The sequence below is a fragment of the Streptosporangium sp. H16 genome (assembly GCF_051918855.1).
In the GTDB taxonomy this organism is placed as follows: Bacteria; Actinomycetota; Actinomycetes; order Streptosporangiales; family Streptosporangiaceae; genus Streptosporangium.
Map to the genome: position 1 here is coordinate 1 of NZ_JBPXMD010000003.1, position 15,901 is coordinate 15,901.

At 68.8% G+C, this 15,901-nt stretch carries 13 protein-coding genes and 1 pseudogene; 2 read left to right on the top strand and 12 right to left on the bottom strand.

Annotation, left to right across the window (positions count from 1 at the left end):
- Positions 1 to 350: zinc ribbon domain-containing protein (locus tag ACTOQ2_RS05765; RefSeq protein WP_440098683.1), on the top strand; the 350-nt coding region annotated here is incomplete at its 5' end.
- Here ACTOQ2_RS05765 and ACTOQ2_RS05770 read toward each other — a convergent pair.
- From ACTOQ2_RS05770 to ACTOQ2_RS05820, 11 genes and pseudogenes are all read right to left on the bottom strand, one after another.
- A complete protein-coding gene (locus ACTOQ2_RS05770; protein ID WP_329091201.1) occupies positions 332 to 919 on the bottom strand; it encodes a GTP-binding protein in 588 nt (195 codons plus the stop codon). The genes ACTOQ2_RS05765 and ACTOQ2_RS05770 overlap by 19 nt on opposite strands.
- Entirely contained in the window at positions 900 to 1,262 is a 363-nt protein-coding gene (locus ACTOQ2_RS05775; RefSeq protein WP_440071233.1) for a DUF742 domain-containing protein, read from the bottom strand. Before ACTOQ2_RS05775 ends, ACTOQ2_RS05770 begins: the two co-directional genes overlap by 20 nt.
- A 39-nt stretch (positions 1,263 to 1,301) precedes the next feature.
- Positions 1,302 to 1,724, bottom strand: coding sequence for a roadblock/LC7 domain-containing protein (locus tag ACTOQ2_RS05780; protein WP_440086912.1), 423 nt, complete (start codon positions 1,722 to 1,724; stop codon positions 1,302 to 1,304).
- On the bottom strand, positions 1,721 to 4,609 hold the full coding sequence (locus ACTOQ2_RS05785) for a nitrate- and nitrite sensing domain-containing protein (protein WP_440098684.1): 2,889 nt from the start codon (positions 4,607 to 4,609) through the stop codon (positions 1,721 to 1,723). Before ACTOQ2_RS05785 ends, ACTOQ2_RS05780 begins: the two co-directional genes overlap by 4 nt.
- Positions 4,610 to 4,858: 249 nt before the next feature.
- On the bottom strand, positions 4,859 to 7,135 hold the full coding sequence (locus ACTOQ2_RS05790) for a [protein-PII] uridylyltransferase (protein ID WP_440098685.1): 2,277 nt from the start codon (positions 7,133 to 7,135) through the stop codon (positions 4,859 to 4,861).
- Between the two features lie 3 nt (positions 7,136 to 7,138).
- The gene (locus ACTOQ2_RS05795) at positions 7,139 to 7,477 is read right to left on the bottom strand and encodes a P-II family nitrogen regulator (protein ID WP_329091194.1); all 339 of its coding nucleotides are present in this window, start codon (positions 7,475 to 7,477) and stop codon (positions 7,139 to 7,141) included.
- Positions 7,474 to 8,793, bottom strand: a complete 1,320-nt coding sequence (locus ACTOQ2_RS05800; RefSeq protein WP_440098686.1) for an ammonium transporter — start codon at positions 8,791 to 8,793, stop codon at positions 7,474 to 7,476. The genes ACTOQ2_RS05795 and ACTOQ2_RS05800 overlap by 4 nt, the downstream gene beginning before the upstream one ends.
- 840 nt (positions 8,794 to 9,633) lie before the next feature.
- Entirely contained in the window at positions 9,634 to 10,809 is a 1,176-nt protein-coding gene (locus tag ACTOQ2_RS05805; protein ID WP_440098687.1) for a ZIP family metal transporter, read from the bottom strand.
- A gap of 1 nt (position 10,810) precedes the next feature.
- Positions 10,811 to 11,878 carry a multicopper oxidase domain-containing protein gene (locus tag ACTOQ2_RS05810; RefSeq protein ID WP_440098688.1) on the bottom strand — a complete coding sequence of 356 codons (1,068 nt, stop codon included), beginning with the start codon at positions 11,876 to 11,878 and terminating at the stop codon, positions 10,811 to 10,813.
- Between the two features lie 352 nt (positions 11,879 to 12,230).
- Positions 12,231 to 13,253, bottom strand: coding sequence for a hypothetical protein (locus ACTOQ2_RS05815; protein ID WP_440099087.1), 1,023 nt, complete (start codon positions 13,251 to 13,253; stop codon positions 12,231 to 12,233).
- Between the two features lie 126 nt (positions 13,254 to 13,379).
- Positions 13,380 to 13,838: pseudogene (locus tag ACTOQ2_RS05820) on the bottom strand (helix-turn-helix domain-containing protein); the annotation flags it as partial.
- Between ACTOQ2_RS05820 and ACTOQ2_RS05825 the strand changes: the two are divergent.
- Positions 13,814 to 14,305: an ATP-binding protein gene (locus ACTOQ2_RS05825; RefSeq protein ID WP_440098689.1), complete on the top strand. Its 492-nt coding sequence runs from the start codon at positions 13,814 to 13,816 to the stop codon at positions 14,303 to 14,305. The pseudogene ACTOQ2_RS05820 and the gene ACTOQ2_RS05825 overlap by 25 nt on opposite strands.
- Before the next feature lie 517 nt (positions 14,306 to 14,822).
- Here the strand turns inward: ACTOQ2_RS05825 and ACTOQ2_RS05830 are convergent.
- The gene (locus ACTOQ2_RS05830; RefSeq protein WP_362680216.1) at positions 14,823 to 15,770 is read right to left on the bottom strand and encodes a sigma-70 family RNA polymerase sigma factor; all 948 of its coding nucleotides are present in this window, start codon (positions 15,768 to 15,770) and stop codon (positions 14,823 to 14,825) included.
- Positions 15,771 to 15,901 lie beyond the last annotated feature (131 nt).

Here is a 15,901-nt window from a genome sequence, read left to right on the forward strand (position 1 = left end):
GGTGGTTCCCCAGTAGTAAGACCTGTTCGGGTTGCGGCGCGGTGAAAGCCAAGCTCGCCCTGTCCGAACGCACCTACACCTGCGCCGAGTGCGGCCTTGCCCTGGGGCGGGATCTCAATGCCGCGCTGAATCTGGCCGCGCTCGCGGCCGACGTCGCCCAGAGTTGCGGGGAGACGCGAAACGCCCGTGGAGGAGCGGTAGGACCCGGCACCCGTGCCGGGCGCGCACCGGCGAAACGGGAACCCCGGACACGGGGAACGCTCCGGCGCAAGCCGGAAGCTGCCTGTGAGTGTGCTTACCAAAGCACACTCACAAGCAACGGAAAGCGTGGCTACACCGACGTGCCGTAGGCCGTGCGGACCCGCAGCACGTGCTCGACCAGGGTGATCAGCGTGCTCTTCACCGAGTCGCGGGAGCGGGCATCGGTCCGTACCACGGGGATGTGCGGGGCCAGCGTCAGCGCCTCGCGCACCTCCTCCTCGTGGTGCGGGAACTCGCCGTTCCAGCCGTTGACACCGACCACGAAGGGGAGCTTGGCCTCCTCGAAGTAGTCGATCGCCGGGAAGCCGTCGGCCAGCCGCCGGGTGTCGATCAGGACCACCGCGCCGATCGCGCCGCGGACCAGGTCGTCCCACATGAACCAGAACCGGTGCTGACCCGGCGTACCGAACAGGTACAGGATCAGGTCCCGGTCCAGCGAGAGACGGCCGAAGTCCATCGCGACCGTGGTGGTGGTCTTGTGGGGAGTCAGCCCAAGGTCGTCGATCCCGGCGCTGGCGTCGGTCATCACCGCCTCCGTGGTCAGCGGCACGATCTCCGACACCGCCCCCACGAACGTGGTCTTGCCGACGCCGAACCCACCCGCGACAACGATCTTCGTTGACGTCAGGCCACCCTGGCTAGAGCCTGCGAAGTCCACTGAGAACCCTTTCGAGCATGTTGAGGTCCGGTTGTCCCTCGTTGAGATGCGGCTGGTGGATGCGGACGAAGCCCTCGTCGACCATATCCGCCACCAGCACGCGGGCCACGCCGAGCGGCACCTTCAGCAGAGCCGAGATCTCGGCGACCGACCGGTACGAACGGCAGAGCCTGATGATCGCATCCTGCTCGGGGGTGAGCAGAGCCAGGTCCTCCTCCAGGATGAAGGAGGAGGAGACCAGCGCCTCCATCGCCATGTGGAAGCGCGGCTCCGACCTGCCGCCGGTGACGGCGTACGGACGGAACAGGGGCTCGTCGTCCCCGGTTCCGTCAATCCCGAGCACGAGCCTCTCCCGTGAGGAGACCGGGCGTGAGCGCGATCATCACCGGCCCCGGGAGGACTGCAGCTCGGCGCGGAGCGCCGGGGTGAGCACCTGTCCGGCCCTGTCGACGAGCAGGGTCATCTGGTACGCCACCAAACCCATGTCACAGTCGGGAGAGGCCAGTACGGCGAGCACGGAGCCGTCGCTGATCGCCATGACCAGCAGCAGGCCACGCTCCATCTCGACCACCGTCTGGGTGACGGCGCCTCCCTCGAACACGCGGGAGGCGCCCACCGTCAGGCTGAGCAGGCCCGCCGCGACGGCGGCGAGCTGGTCGGCCCTGTCGGGAGGAAACCCCTCGGAACTGGCGATCCTCAGCCCGTCGGCGGAGACGCACACCGCGTGCGCGACACCTGGCGTGCCGCGGACGAACTCGGTGATCAGCCAGTCGAACCTGCGTGCCTCATGACTCAGGGTCGTCACGAGCCCTCCTCCTTGTCCACCAGGCTCCTGGTGGTGGTATCGACTACTTCGGCACGGCCCCGCCGTACACCCTGCTGGAAGCTGGACAGACGGCTGCGCACCCTGTCCGGTGACATGGGTGGCATGGGGCTGGACGGCACGGCTGCGGCCGTACCGGGTACGAGATTCGCCTTGGGGGTGCGCTTGGGCAGGCCCGCGGCGGTCACCCCGCCGAGCGCGGGCTCACTCGCCGCCTGGGCGGCCCGCCACCCGGCGTCGGCGGGGGTGTTCCAGCTGTCCGGCTCGGCCGCCACCGCCCTCACCTGCTCCCTCGTCGGCGGTGTGTCGCGAGCCGTCTCGCGGACCGGCATGCCGGTCGGGGGCGTCGGCTCCTCCCCCCACGCCGCCTCCGGATCGTAGAGCTCGCTCTCCGGTCCGGAAGATGGCACCTGTCCCGGGGATCCGCCCGTGACCGGCTGCTCGCCCGGCCCCTCCGCCCGGCGGAACCAGGCCGACTCGATCGAGGCGAAGATGGGCAGGTACTCCTCCTGCTCGGCCTCGAGCGGGGAGACGCCCACCGCGGGCATCGCGCCCACCGCCGTGTCCTCGTACGAGGACTGGCTCCAGGCGGAGAAGTCGGAGACGGGAGCGCCGTTGCCGTTGCCGTTGCCGTTGACCTGTCGCTTGGGCAGCGGCGGGCCGCTCCTGGCCGGGCCACCGGGCGGGCCGGAGGCGATTCCCGGGGCCGGGGGGGCACCGAACGGCGGAGCGGAACCGAACGGGGGCGCGTCCACGGACGTCTGACCGAACGCCTCCTGACCGAACGCCTCCTGACCGAATGCCTCCTGACCGAACGAGGCCTGCCCGTACGACGCCTGCCCGAAGGGATTCGACCCGAACGGGGACTGTCCCTGCTCGAACGAGGGGTGGGTGTGTCCGAACCCGGGCCGGGACTGCCCGTACGAGGGCTGCCGACCGGCCGGGCGACCCGCGGGCGTCTGGGCGAAGAGGTCCTGCGAGAGAGCCTGCTCGGCCCCCCAGGAGGGCGTCTGGACCGGCTGGACCGCCTGGACGACGAGCTCCGGCGGGAACAGGACCATGGCGACGAGACCGCCGCCCTCCTGCGGGCGCAGCTGGACCCGGATGCCGTGGCGCAGCGCCAGGCGGCCGACCACGAACAGGCCCATGCGCCGTGACACCGAGACGTCGACGACGGGCGGGTCCGCCAGCCGGCGGTTCGTCTCGACGAGTTCCTCGTGGGTCATGCCGATGCCTGGGTCGCTCACCGCGAGCAGCGCGCCGCCGCCCTCGATCACGCTGCTGGAGACCACGACCTGGCTGGCCCGGGGGGAGAACTGCAGGGCGTTCTCCACCAGCTCGGCGACCAGGTGCACGATGTCGTTGGCGGCGCTGCCCGCGACCGAGATGGTGCGGTGCACCTTGACCTGGACCCGCTCGTAGTCCTCGACCTCCGACAGGGAGGCGCGGACGACGTCGACGAGCTTGGCCGGCTGGCTCCGCCTGCGGGTCGGCTCGTGACCGGCGAGGACCAGGAGGTTCTCGGAGTTGCGGCGCATGCGGGTGGCCAGGTGGTCGAGCCTGAACAGGTCGGCCAGCCGGCTGCCGTCCTCCTCGCCCTTCTCCAGGCCGTCGATCAGCGAGATCTGCCGCTCGACCAGGGTCTGCGTGCGCCGCGACAGGTTGACGAACATCGCGCTGATGTTGGAGCGGAGCTCGGACTCCTCCGAGGCCAGGCGCACGGCCTGCCGGTGAACCTCGTCGAAGGCCTTGGCGACCTCCCCGATCTCGTCGCTGGTGTCGACCGAGATGGGATCGACGTCGGGTTCCCGGGTGTCACCGGAGACCCGCAGGCGCCGCACGACCTCGGGAAGCCGGAAGCTCGCCACCTCCAGCGCCTCGGCGCGCAGGCGGCGCAGCGGCGTCACCATCGAGCGGGCGATGACGACCGTGAGGCCGAGCACCAGCAGGAGCAGAAGCAGGATGAGCCCGGCGGTGATGATCGCGTTGCGCTGCTCGGCGTCCTCCAGGTCCCTGGCCCGGGTGACCACGTCACCGGCGACCTGGGTCTCGACCTTCCGCATCCGGTCGAGGACCACGCTGTTGTCCGAGAACCACTGCTTGACCTCGTTGAAGTCGGACAGCAGCCGCCCGGTGCGCGCGGGATTGCTGGCGAGCACGATCACTCTGGCCTTGATCAGCTCGGCCCGGTGGACCCGCTCGTCGATCAGGGCGGTGACGAGGAGCTGGGCGTTGTCCGGGCTCGCCTCGACGCCGAAGTCCGCCTCGTACTCGTCCATCCGGGAGCGGGAGGCGATGAACTTCTCGACCTCCTGCGGATTGATCAGCGAGGGCGCGTAGTAGCCGGCCAGCAGCCGGGCGCGCTGCTTGGAGACCTCCTCCTTGGCGTACGCCAGGGCGCTGAGCGCGCGGGTGTTGCCGATGATCTCCGGGTCGTCACTGACCAGCGTGAGCTCCTCGTGGAGCGTCAGCAGCGGGGCGATCATGGAACTGTACCGTTCCACACGATTGATGCCCGGCAGACGGCGCAGCTCCGGAAGGCCCTCCAGCTGGTAGGCCACGTTCCTGGCCGCCTCGACGACCCGGGCGCCGTAGGAGTCGTCGATCGCCTGGACTTCCAGCCGCACCTTCCTGGCCAGCGCGTCCACGGTCCTGCGCTGCGCGTCGGAACTCTCCTTCAAGCCCTTGTTCGAAGGCTGGAACGACGACCACGCGCCTCGGTCACGTTCCAACCCGAGCGCCTGGGCCAGGTCACGGAGACCGCCCGAGTACTCCGCGGCGGTGGCGGTCCGCTGGTATCCGGCCACGCTGTCCACGGAGGCCACCACGCGCGTGCCGGCGAGCACGACGCCCACCGCCGTCGGCACCAGGATCAGGGCCGTCAGACGCGAACGGACACGCCAGTTTTTCAAGCCGAACCGGGCGGCAGGCCGCTTGCCACGGTCGGGTGCCGAAGCACCTCCGCTTTCGGATGTCGCCGTAGTCACCGCTCTCGCTACCCCTCAATCACGACACAAGTGGACAACATCAGACCACAAGGTCATGGGAAAGAATCGGCAAAACCGACATAGCGACTTTAATCGTTACGAAGGCGACGAGGGACCGATTTTTTACGGTTACCGCAGGGCAGCCAGCACCTGATCGCGCACCTGCGCCCGCTGTACCTCGTCGGTCAGCGGGCGGCCGGCTCTGTCGACCACGTAGAAGACGTCCACCGCCTCTGCGCCGAGAGTCTCCACACGGGCAGCCCGTACGTCAAGGCCACATTCACCGAATGCTCTACCAATCCGCCACAAAAGTCCCGGACGGTCATGGGCCCGCACCTCGATGACGGTCGCGGTGTTGGACGCGTCGTCCACCAGGTTCACCCTCGGCGGCGCCACCGGCACCCGGGCCGGGCGCATCGACCTCGTCCTCCTGGCCAGGCGTTGCTCGATGTCGAGGCGGCCGGCCAGCACCAGGCGCAGGTCGGCCTCCAGCGTCGCGGGGTCGGGCGGCGAGCCGTACTCGGGCACGACCGAGAACTCGATCACGGCGGTCGCCCCCGCCGAGGCGGCCGACGCGGCGCGGACCACCATCCGGTGCGCGGCCAGCACCCCAGCCGCGCGCCAGAGCAGCCCGGCGCGGTCGGGCGCGACCACGGTGACCGCTCCCCCGTTGACGCGTACGGCGCCGCCGCCGTGGCGGGCCAGGGACGCCTGCTCCACCGAGAGGGACGGCGCGGGGCGCAGCGGGGTTCCCGAGAGCGCCGAGCGGACTCGGCGTACCAGGTCGGCGACGAGCGAGGCCTTCCACGAGTTCCAGGCGGCGGGCCCGGTGGCGTGGCCGTCGGCCACGGCGAGGGCCGCCAGCAGCTCGAGAACCTCGCGCGAGCCGACGGCCTCGGCCACCCGGGAGATCGTCACCGGGTCGTCCAGGTCGCGGCGGGTGGCCGTCTCGGGCAGCAGCAGATGGTGGCGGACCACGGTCTCCAGGATGTCGACGTCGGCCGGGGGCAGGCCCATCCGGGCCCCGATGTCGCGGGCGACGACGGCGCCGGTGGTGGAGTGGTCGCCGGGATATCCCTTGCCGATGTCGTGCAGGAGCGCCGATATGAGCAGCAGGTCGGGCCGGGAGACCTCGCGGGTGAACGAGGCGGCTCCGGCGGCGGCCTCGATCAGGTGCCGGTCGACGGTGTAGCGGTGCACCGGGTTGCGCTGCGGGCGGTGCCGCACCCGCTCCCAGTCGGGCAGCAGGCGGACCAGCACCCCCGCCTGGTCCAGCTCCTCCCAGACCGGCACGGCCGCGCGACCGGCGCCCAGCAGTGCCACCAGCGCGTCACGCGCCTCGTCCGGCCAGGGCACGGGCAGCGGCGGCGACTGGGAGGCCAGCGTGGTGACCGTGGCGGGTGCCAGCGGCAGCCCCGCCTCGGCCGCCGCGGCGGCGGCGCGCAGCACCAGGACCGGGTCCTTGCGCGGGTTGACCCCCCGGGCGAGCACGACCTCTCCACCGTGCTCGACGACGCCGTCGGCGAGCGGGCGGCGGCCGCGGGGGGTGGGGCCGGTCAGCAACCGGTCGACGGTGCGCCAGGTGGCGTCGAAGGCGTGCCCGATCGTCCTGGCTGCCTCGGCGAGCCTGCGCATCAGCGCCTCGGCGTCGAGCAGGCCGAGCATCCCGGCGACGGCGTCCTGTTCCTGGAGCACCAGCCTGTCTGCGCCGCGGGCGGTCACCAGGTGCAGGCCGTGCCGGATGTCGAGCAGGAGCTCGTAGGCCTCGCGCACCCGGGGGCCGGGCGCCGAGGCGACCCAGGCCGCCGCCACGGCCTGCATCGCCTGCACGTCGCGGATGCCGCCGCGGGAATCCTTAAGGTCGGGTTCGAGCAGGAACGCCAGCTCACCGCTGGCCTCCGCCCGCTTGTCGGCGGCGTCGCGCAACTCGCCCAGGCGGCGCCGGGAGTCGGCACGCCACTCGGCGAGCACGATCTCGCGCGCCGAGCGGGTCAGCTCCGGGTCTCCCGCCACGTGCCGTGCCTGGATCAGGCCGAGGACCGCCTTGAGGTCCTCCCTGGCGACCTTGGCCGCCTCGTCCACCGTCCGCACCGAGTGGTCGAGCCCCACCCCGGAGTCCCAGATCGGGTACCAGATGCGGTCGGCGACGCGCGCCACGTCCTCCCGGCCGTCGTGGAGCAGGACCAGGTCGAGGTCGCTGCCCGGCGCGAGCTCGGAGCGTCCGAGACTCCCGACCGCGACGAGCGCGACTCCGGTGAGGGCGCCGCGCTCGTCGTTTCTCGTCGTTCCCCCGTTGGGCCCGTACGGCGTGCCGACCGCGGTGCGGACCAGGTCCGTCAGCCAGCGGTCGATGTCCGCGGCCCGTTCCTTACGGGCCGCGGCGTACGAGCGCGTGTCGCCTCTCACCGGTTAGAGCGCCTCGGGTCCGCGTTCCCCGGTGCGGACGCGAACGACCGTGTCCACCGGAACGGACCAGACCTTGCCGTCACCGATCTTGCCGGTCTGCGAGGCCTTGACGATGACGTCGATGACGTCCTCGGCGTCCTCCTCCTCGGCGAGCACTTCGAGGCGGACCTTGGGCACCAGGTCGACCTGGTACTCGGCGCCGCGGTAGACCTCGGTGTGACCGCGCTGGCGGCCGTAGCCGCTGGCCTCGCTGACCGTCATGCCCTTGACCCCGAACTGCTCCAGGGCCGCTTTCACGTCGTCGAGCTTGAACGGCTTGATAATCGCTGTGATGAGTCTCATGCGTCCACCTTCTTAGACGCCGGGGTGGGGGCCGGACCGTTGACGGCGGCCACACCCGAGGAGTGGATGGTGCCGAGGTCGTAACCGGTCTCGGCGTGGGAGGTGATGTCGACGCCGGTGATCTCGTCTTCCTGCGTGATACGGAAGCCCATCGTCTTGTCGATGATCTTAGCGAGGATCCACGAGACGATGAAGGAGTAGGCGCCGACCGCGACGGGACCGAGCACCTGCACCCCGAGCTGGGAGATCGGGCCGCCGTAGAAGAGGCCCTTCTCCTGGCCGTCGGCGAACGGGTAGGCGGCGACGAAGCCCAGCGCCACCGCACCCACGACACCGCCGACGAGGTGGACGCCGACCACGTCGAGGGAGTCGTCGTAGCCCAGCTTGTACTTCAGGCCGACCGCGTAGGCGCAGGCGACACCGGCGAGCGCGCCGATCAGGAACGCCGCCCAGGGGTCGACGAAACCGCAGGCCGGGGTGATCGCCACCAGGCCGGACACCGCGCCGGAGGCGACGCCCAGGGTGGTGGAGTGACCGTCGCGGAGCTTCTCGACGAGGATCCAGGCGCCCGCCGCGACGGCGGTGGCGATCTGGGTGTTCATGAAGGCCAGGCCGGTCGTGCCGTCGACGGCGAGCTCGGAGCCCGCGTTGAAGCCGAACCAGCCGAACCACAGGAGGCCGGCACCGAGAAGGACCAGCGTGAGGTTGTGCGGCCGCATCGGATCCTTGCGCCAGCCGACGCGCTTGCCGATCACCAGGGCGACCGCCAGGGCCGCGGCACCGGCGTTGATGTGGACGACCGTGCCACCGGCGAAGTCCTCGATGCCGAGGCTGCTCAGCCAGCCGCCGCCCCACACCCAGTGGGCCACGGGGAAGTAGACGAGCGTCGCCCAGACGATGGCGAAGACGACCCAGGCGCCGAACTTCACGCGGTCGGCGAGCGCTCCGCTGATCAGCGCGACCGTAATGATCGCGAAAGTCATCTGGAACGCCGAGAAGACCAGGCTCGGCATGCCCGTGCCGTCGTCCTTGGTCGCGGTCTCGACCATTCCGCTCAGACCGATGTTGTCGAGTCCACCGATGATCTTGTTAAGGAACCCCGAACCGTCCCCGACGGTGTCGAAGGCCAGCGAGTGGCCGTAGAGAACCCAGGCGATCGTCACGACGATGATGCTGACCCACGACATCATCATCATGTTGAGAACGCTCTTGGCCCTGGTCATGCCCCCGTAGAAGAACGCGAGACCCGGTGTCATGAGCAGGACGAGTGCGGTACTCGCGAGCATCCAGGCTGTGGAGCCGCTATCGATCTCCATGCGAAGCGACCCTCCTTCCAATTGGCGTTTTGCCGGTTTCACGGGCAGTGATCGCTTCCTGGGCTCCATCGACCGGCCGCGCACTGACGTTGCGCCACAGCGTGTTCTTCCACCGTTTCAAGGTGCGACCTTGTGTGTTTCACATCTGTGAATCTCGGCCGCGTGGTGTTTCAGACGTGTTTCGGACGAGGCGTGCCATGACTTGCAGTTGACCGTAAAAGCGCCCAGGTGGACCGCGCTTGACGGTTCCCGGGAGCTTGGAAGCCCTTGCTCCTGGCCGTCGCCACGCCCGCCGTGTCCCCTTGAGCCGGACATATAGGTAGGGCCGTAACCCCTGGCCAGGACCCCGTGTGATCTTGATCGGCTCCGGCGCCATTCACGCTGCGGTGGGCGGGTGCTCCGGACGGCCGTCTCGGTTGCGCTCCGGTGATCCAGGCCTCCGGCCTGCTCAGGCGCGACGGTTACGGGCTCTTTTAAGCCGTCCGGAACACCCGCCCACCTCCGCTGCGCACGCTCCCGCCGTACGGCGTGCGACCGTAGTGGCTCACTCTCCGGCCGCCCGGTGAACGGTGTGCGGCTGAAGCAATCCGTACGAGACCGTTCAGGGCGAGCCGCCGTAACTGAAGCGTCACTTTCGAAAGGAGCGCACGGCGAGCACCGTAAAAACCGTGCCGTCCTTCTCACCGCACAACAGGGTGATCTCCGCGATTTTCGATGATTCTGTTAAGTACGGAGTGGGAGGACGAGTACGGCACGGACGATGTCACCGGCTTCGCCGAAGCCGGTGATGACGCACCGCTTCAATGATCGCCGGGCAGGTCCCCACGCTGTCTCGCGGGGTCAGGTCAGGAGCCCCGTGGCGTACATGAGGGCCATTCCGGTGAGGATGCCGGTGATGCCGAGAGGGTGCAGCAGCCGTCCAGTGTGATCACGTACCGACGGCGCGATCTGAACTATCACCTGCACGATCGCGCCGACGCCCAGGCCCAGCAGCAGCGCGGCGATCGCGGGTTGCACCGTGGCGGCGCCGAGCCAGGCGCCGAGGATGGCAGGGCTGCCCGCGATGAGGCCCAGGAGTGCCAGTCGCGGCGGTGAGACGCGTTCCTCGCTGACCGGGGCGACGATGGCGAGGCCCTCGGTGGTGTTGTGGATCGTGAAGCCGACGACGAGCGTCGCCCCGAGGGCGAGCGCGCCGACGGCGTAGGCCGAGCCGATCGCGAGTCCTTCACCGAGGTTGTGCAGGCCGATGCCGACGGACACGAGCAGCGCCAGGCGGTGGCCGCCCGCCTGTCCCGGTCGCGCGGCCATCCAGGCGTGCACGCCGGACAGCAGCAGGTACGCGGCGACGGCGCCCATCGCCACGAGCCCGGCGCCGCCGAGCCCGCTCGCACCGGCGTCGGCGACCTCCATGCCTTCGAGCGCCGCGTCGATCGCCAGCCAGGCGAGCAGACCGATGGTCAGTGCCATCAGGGCGCGGATCCAGGAGGGAGGCACTCGCCGTAGCCACGGCAGCCAGAGCATCCCGATGGCGACGGGGATCACCCCGACGTACGTCCCCAGGATCGTCATCAGGCCGAGGAATCCGGACGGGTCGGGGGTTCTGACAGCGACGGGGATGCCGTGGGTGGCGACGCCTCCGGTGGAGGTGAGGAGCGTCACCTCGTAGGCCTCCGCGTCGACCCACGGGTAGGTGATCCGGACGTTGGCGGAGCCGAGGCGGCCGATCTCCGGTTCGCTCATCCGGAAGTCGGTGAAGGCGTCGTTGACCGCGACCTGGACGACGGAGACGGGATCGGCGCCCTGGTTGCGCACGATCAACTCGATGGAGCCCGCGCCGAGGATCGTCCGCTCCACCGTGAGCTCCTCGGCCGGAGGGCCGTTGCGCGCGGCCAGGCCGGGGCCGTCCAGGACGGCGAGACCCGCGACGGCCAGCGCGATGACGCACAACGGCAGGAGACCGAGCAGCCATGTGCTGACGCGGCTCCCACCCGGATGACGTGCTCGGCGGTCCTCCACGTCACCGGTTCCTCTCGCAGCCGGTGGAGGCGGTGCCGCCGCAATCGGCCTCGAAGAGGCCCATCCAGCCGAGCTCGGCGAACTCCGACTGGTGCGCGTGGAACATGAAGCGCCCCTGGCGGGAAAACGTCATCTCGAGAATTCCCCGCTGGCCCTGGCACAGCATCACGGTGTCGGTGTGCTCCGCCGGGCGCGGTGACGTGCCGGTCGGGTACCAGTCGAAGAAGTTTCCGTGGACATGGAAGGAGTTGACGAGATCGTATTCAAGGATGTTGACGAGATAGATCCTCACCAGCTCGCCGACGGTCACCTTCACCGGCTCTCCCATGTACGCGAAGGGGATGGTGTTGACCGCGTACAGCTCGTTCGAGCGATCGAAATCGGTGTCGAACCCGTTCATGACCATCACCAGTTCGTCGGCCTCGGCGCGCGAGCCCTTCGGGTCGATGACGAAGGCGCCGTACAGGCCCTTGGCGATGTGGGCGGCGAGCGGCGTCACGTGGCAGTGGTACAGATGCACGCCGAACGGCTCCGCGTCGAACTCGTACACCGTCCGCCCGCCCGGCTGGACCAGGCCGAGGCCTATTCCCGCGACCCCGTCGACCTCCGCCGCGTGCAGGCCGTGAAAGTGAATCGTGTGCGCGTGCGCCGAGTAATTGACGAGAGTGATTCTCAGGCGGTCACCCTCATTCGCGCGAAGTGTGGGTCCGGGAATCCTGTCGTTATAGGTCCAGGCGGGGAACACGACTCCGGGAGCCACCTCGATCGGCTTCTCTCGAGCCACCAATGTCCATTCTCGAAGCGTCCTTCCGCCGGACAGCGCAGACGTTCTCCCCCTGTCGAAATCACGGAGGAGCGCCGTCGGATGAAACCCGTTCTTTCCATTGTCCACCCGGGTTCCCGACCTGAAACCGGCGTGCGCGGACCCCGCGGTGTGTGCCGGAAAATGCTGGTGGCCGCCCGGATCGGGGGCCGAAATCGCCGGCCTCCCGGTCAGCTGCGCGGCGACAGCGGCTCCGACCGCGGGAGCCAATGCGGCAATTGCGCTACGTCGAGAGATGTCTGACATACAAAACACGGTAAATGGTCAAAGCTCGCGTTACAATACGCAAATTAAGTCCCCATTTGACCTAATATGCCAGAATAAGAGATCCATTGTTGGCGATGACGGCGAACATCAAGGCTCTCCGTAGTGGCCGACCCGCCACACAACCGGACCCATGAAGACACCCCGGCCAATCCACATACCATAAATATCCGATTTAGCGTGATTGTCCACCCGGAAGCGGCGAGGTAATCCCAGCGGCGATGCCGGGCGTTTTCGAGAACGGAAAAATCACGTGAAAGTAGCTTAAATCCTCTTAATGCAGCTAAAAAACGCGGGACATAGCACCACAAACCATGAAGCAGTCCGACCCGTGTCAGTTCAGGCCATTGCGGATGGCCAGCGCGTGAAGCTCCGAGGGGACCGGGCCCGCGCCGTACCTCATCCCCGAGATCAGCGTGGACACCGCCGGCCGGCGGATCTCCTGAGGGGCGGTCCGTTCCGCCGCGAGCAACGCGGTCACCGCCCGGTCCCTGCGGCCGAACTGCTCCCAGGCGCGAGCCGTGTCAACGCACCAGCGGGCACGACGTTCAGGGGTGGTGAGAAGGCGGTGGTTCACCCCACGGGCGTGGTCGAGAGCCACCCCCGGCTCACCGAGGGCGGTATGAATGCCGACCCGATACACCGCGACGTTCGCGGGCGTCGGGAGCCTCCCTCGCGACGTGGCCTCGGGAAGACGGCCCGCCGCCTGCTCCGCTTCCCCGATCAGATCGAGCGACTGGGCCCTCAGACCGTTCTGGGCGCAGGAATAGGCGGCGGTGCACAGCAGAGCGGCATAGACCTGGAGGGTCTGCGACTCCGGCGTTCCCCTGTCCACCCCCAGGTCGAGCGCGGTACGCGTGAGCATGCCGACCGCTCCCTCATGACGCCCCTGGCGCCGCATGGCGATCGCCACAGCACGGGAGGCACCGGCGACCGCGAACGGGTCACCCGAGAAGGTGGCCATGGCGAGGGCCCTGTCGGCGGCCACCCAGGCCATGCCGTCCTGGTTGAGCTTGACCGCGAGCTCGCTGGTGAGCATGTAGGCATCCGCGAGACAGGCGTTCACCTGGTCACGTTCACGCCCTTCGACCTGGGCGAGGGTGGCCTGCGCGGCGGTGGCGACTTTCGGAAGCATGGCCGACAGGTCGCCGTACCGGCAGGCGTCGAATGTCGTGCGCGCCACGTCCAAAGCCGCACGCAACTGGGTGACGGTCGCCGGGCTTCCGGCGGTGTCCATGGTGAGAAACCGTTCGAGACGCTGGGCCATCGTCGCGGCATCGGCCGCCTCCTGAGGCCCCGCGAGGAGGGCCGCCCCGGTCAGACCGGTGAGCCCGGCGAGAAACCGGCGTCGCTTCACGGCGTCATCCTCCCCTGCCAGGTGAGGTTCAACACTAACGGGCGCGGTCGTGAAACGAGGGTGGGCGCTCCGGCCCACCGGAGGACCCTCCGACGCGAGCGGGGACGACAGCCCCAGCCACGACGGCGGAATGTCAAGCACGCGGGCAAGGATGCGAAGCGTGGTGATGTCGTCCAACACCTGATGCCCGGTTTCCAGCCGCGAAATCGTCGCGGCCGAGTAACCCGCCCGGACACCGAGCTCCTGCTGCGTCAGACCTCGGGCTCGGCGGGCGAGCCGTACCACTTTCCCGTAGTCGTGCGCGGCGACCGCGTCGCGCCTCGGGGGCTGCGACATGTCATGCCTTCGCGTCTCCACCATGGGCCACCTGATCCAGGGAAGGGATCTCATCGTAAGCGGACCGTCACCTTGAGGAGCAGCGCGCACATCTCTTTCCCCGCCGATTTTGCAAGGTGCGCAAATGATCTTTCGCAGTATGTACGGGCTCTGCCGTTCCGTCGTCACATGGGATGTCGTGGGAGATGAGCGCCCGATCTCGTCGAGCCGAACGGAGAGCCCCAATGGCTGACCTCGCTCATCGACCATCCACGACCAGCGAACCGGCCGTGCCCCGTCCCGAGCTGATCCATGCGATGGTGGCGATCCGCCCCGGCGGCCTGACCTGGCGGCGGACCTTCATGGGACGTCTTGATCAGGCCCCACGGGCTCGCCAGTTCGTTCGTTTCCTGCTGGACGACTCACCCTGTCGTGAAGACGCCGAGTTGGTCGTCTCCGAACTCGTCGGCAACGCGATGCGCCACACCGCCAGCGGGAAGGCCCACGGCTCCTTCATCGTCGAGGTCATCCGCAAGACCACGACCGTCCGTGTCGCCGTCTATGACTGTGGCTGGGGTGGAACGCCCAAAACCCGGCGGCAGCGATGTCCGGCCGGGGACGAGGAGAACGGCCGAGGTCTCCTGACGGTGGCGGCCCTGGCCTCCGAAGTCGGGTATCGAGGCACCCAGGCCGTGGGCCACGTGGTGTGGGCGCAGTTCGACCTCACGTCACCGTGACGCGGTACGGCGCCCCGCCCTGCGCTCCTTTCCGAGGTGGAGCTTCAGCTACGGCGCCCCACACCGAGCGCTCCCGTACGGATCGCTTCAGCCGCGCAGAGAACCTGGGCGGCCGGAGAGAAAACCACTACGGTCCGCACGCCGTACGGCCAAAAGGCGTGCAGCGGAGGTGGGCGGGTGTTCCGGACGGCTTGAAAGAGGCCCGTAACCACCACGCCCGCGCAGGCCGGAGGCCTGGATCACCGGAGCGCAACTGAGACGGCCGTCCGGAGCACCCGCCCACCGCAGCGTGAACGGCGACGGAACCTACCGACGTGACCGGTGGCGCACCACGACCTGAACAGCCATGGAGCCGACCACAGCGCGAACAACCATGGGACCGACCAAGCGTGAACGGCAATGAAGCCCACCACAGCCCGAACAGCCACGGAACCGCCACAGCAACAGAACCCGCCGCGAAACGCGTCAGAAAAACCGATCCGGCACGGTCCAAACGGACCGTGCCGGATCGTGGGAATCAGGCGGCCGTGGCCATCTTCCGCAGCCGGGCCAGAGCGTCACGCTCGATCCGGCGGGCGCGGTCGCGGCCGATGCCGTAGCGCTCGCCGACCTCGGTCAGCGTGTGCTCGCGGCCGTCCATCAGGCCGTAGCGCCAGCGGAGCATCTCGCGGGTCTGCCCCTCCAGCCCGGTCAGCCACACCTCCAGGCGCTCGCGCTCCAGGATGTCCATCGCCTGCTGCTCGGGATCGGCCCACGTGTCGTCGGCGATCATGTCGCCGAGCTCGGTCTCGTCCTCGTCGCCCACGCCCAGTTGCAGGGAGACGGGGTCGGAGGCCCAGCGGCGGAGCTCACGGACCCGCTCGATGGGAAGTTCGAGCACCGTCGCCAGGTCGGCGTCGGTCGGCTCCTGGTCGAACTCGGCCAGCATGTCGCGGCGGACCCGCATCAGCCTGGTCATCTGCTCGCCCGCGTGGGTGGGCAGGCGCACCGGCCGGGCCTGCTCGTGGATGGCGCGCCCCACCGACTGCCTGATCCACCACGTGGCATATGTCGAGAACTTGTAACCACGCCGATAGTCGAACTTCTCAACCGCGCGGACCAACCCCAGGTTTCCCTCCTGGACCAGATCGATCAGCGGCATTCCCCGCCCCGAATATTTGCGCGCGACGGCCACCACAAGACGTAGATTGGCCTGGATGAATTCATCCTTGGCCCTCCGCCCGGAAACGGCCAGTCGTTCGAGCTCCTCATCGGCCGCGTCCCCGATCCGCGGCTCCGTCAATCCACCCAACCCACCGTCCAGCAACTGCTCGGCGAAGAGACCCGCCTCGATCCGCTTGGCGAGTTCGACCTCTTCCTCCGCGGTGAGCAGGGGCACCCGTCCGATTTCTGCCAGGTAGGTCCCGAGCAGGTCTCGATCAGAGACATGCTGATCCTGCGTCCGATTCCCCGTCGGCCTTGCCATCCGATGGCACCTCGCTCCGCCTGCTTATGACGTGTCCACTCGCTCGCTTGACGCCCCGTGCGCGCAGCCACATCGCTTGTCTTTTCAACGGACGTGCCAGGGCAAAGATTCCCTCAAAAAGTACGCCTGGA

Excerpts from the sequence above, each read along its gene's own strand:
- ACTOQ2_RS05795 (WP_329091194.1), bottom strand. The coding sequence starts at position 7,477 with ATGAGACTCATCACAGCGATTATCAAGCCGTTCAAGCTCGACGACGTG.
- ACTOQ2_RS05800 (WP_440098686.1), bottom strand. The coding sequence starts at position 8,793 with ATGGAGATCGATAGCGGCTCCACAGCCTGGATGCTCGCGAGTACCGCA.
- ACTOQ2_RS05810 (WP_440098688.1), bottom strand. The coding sequence starts at position 11,878 with ATGTCAGACATCTCTCGACGTAGCGCAATTGCCGCATTGGCTCCCGCG.
- ACTOQ2_RS05825 (WP_440098689.1), top strand. The coding sequence starts at position 13,814 with ATGGCTGACCTCGCTCATCGACCATCCACGACCAGCGAACCGGCCGTG.
- ACTOQ2_RS05830 (WP_362680216.1), bottom strand. The coding sequence starts at position 15,770 with ATGGCAAGGCCGACGGGGAATCGGACGCAGGATCAGCATGTCTCTGAT.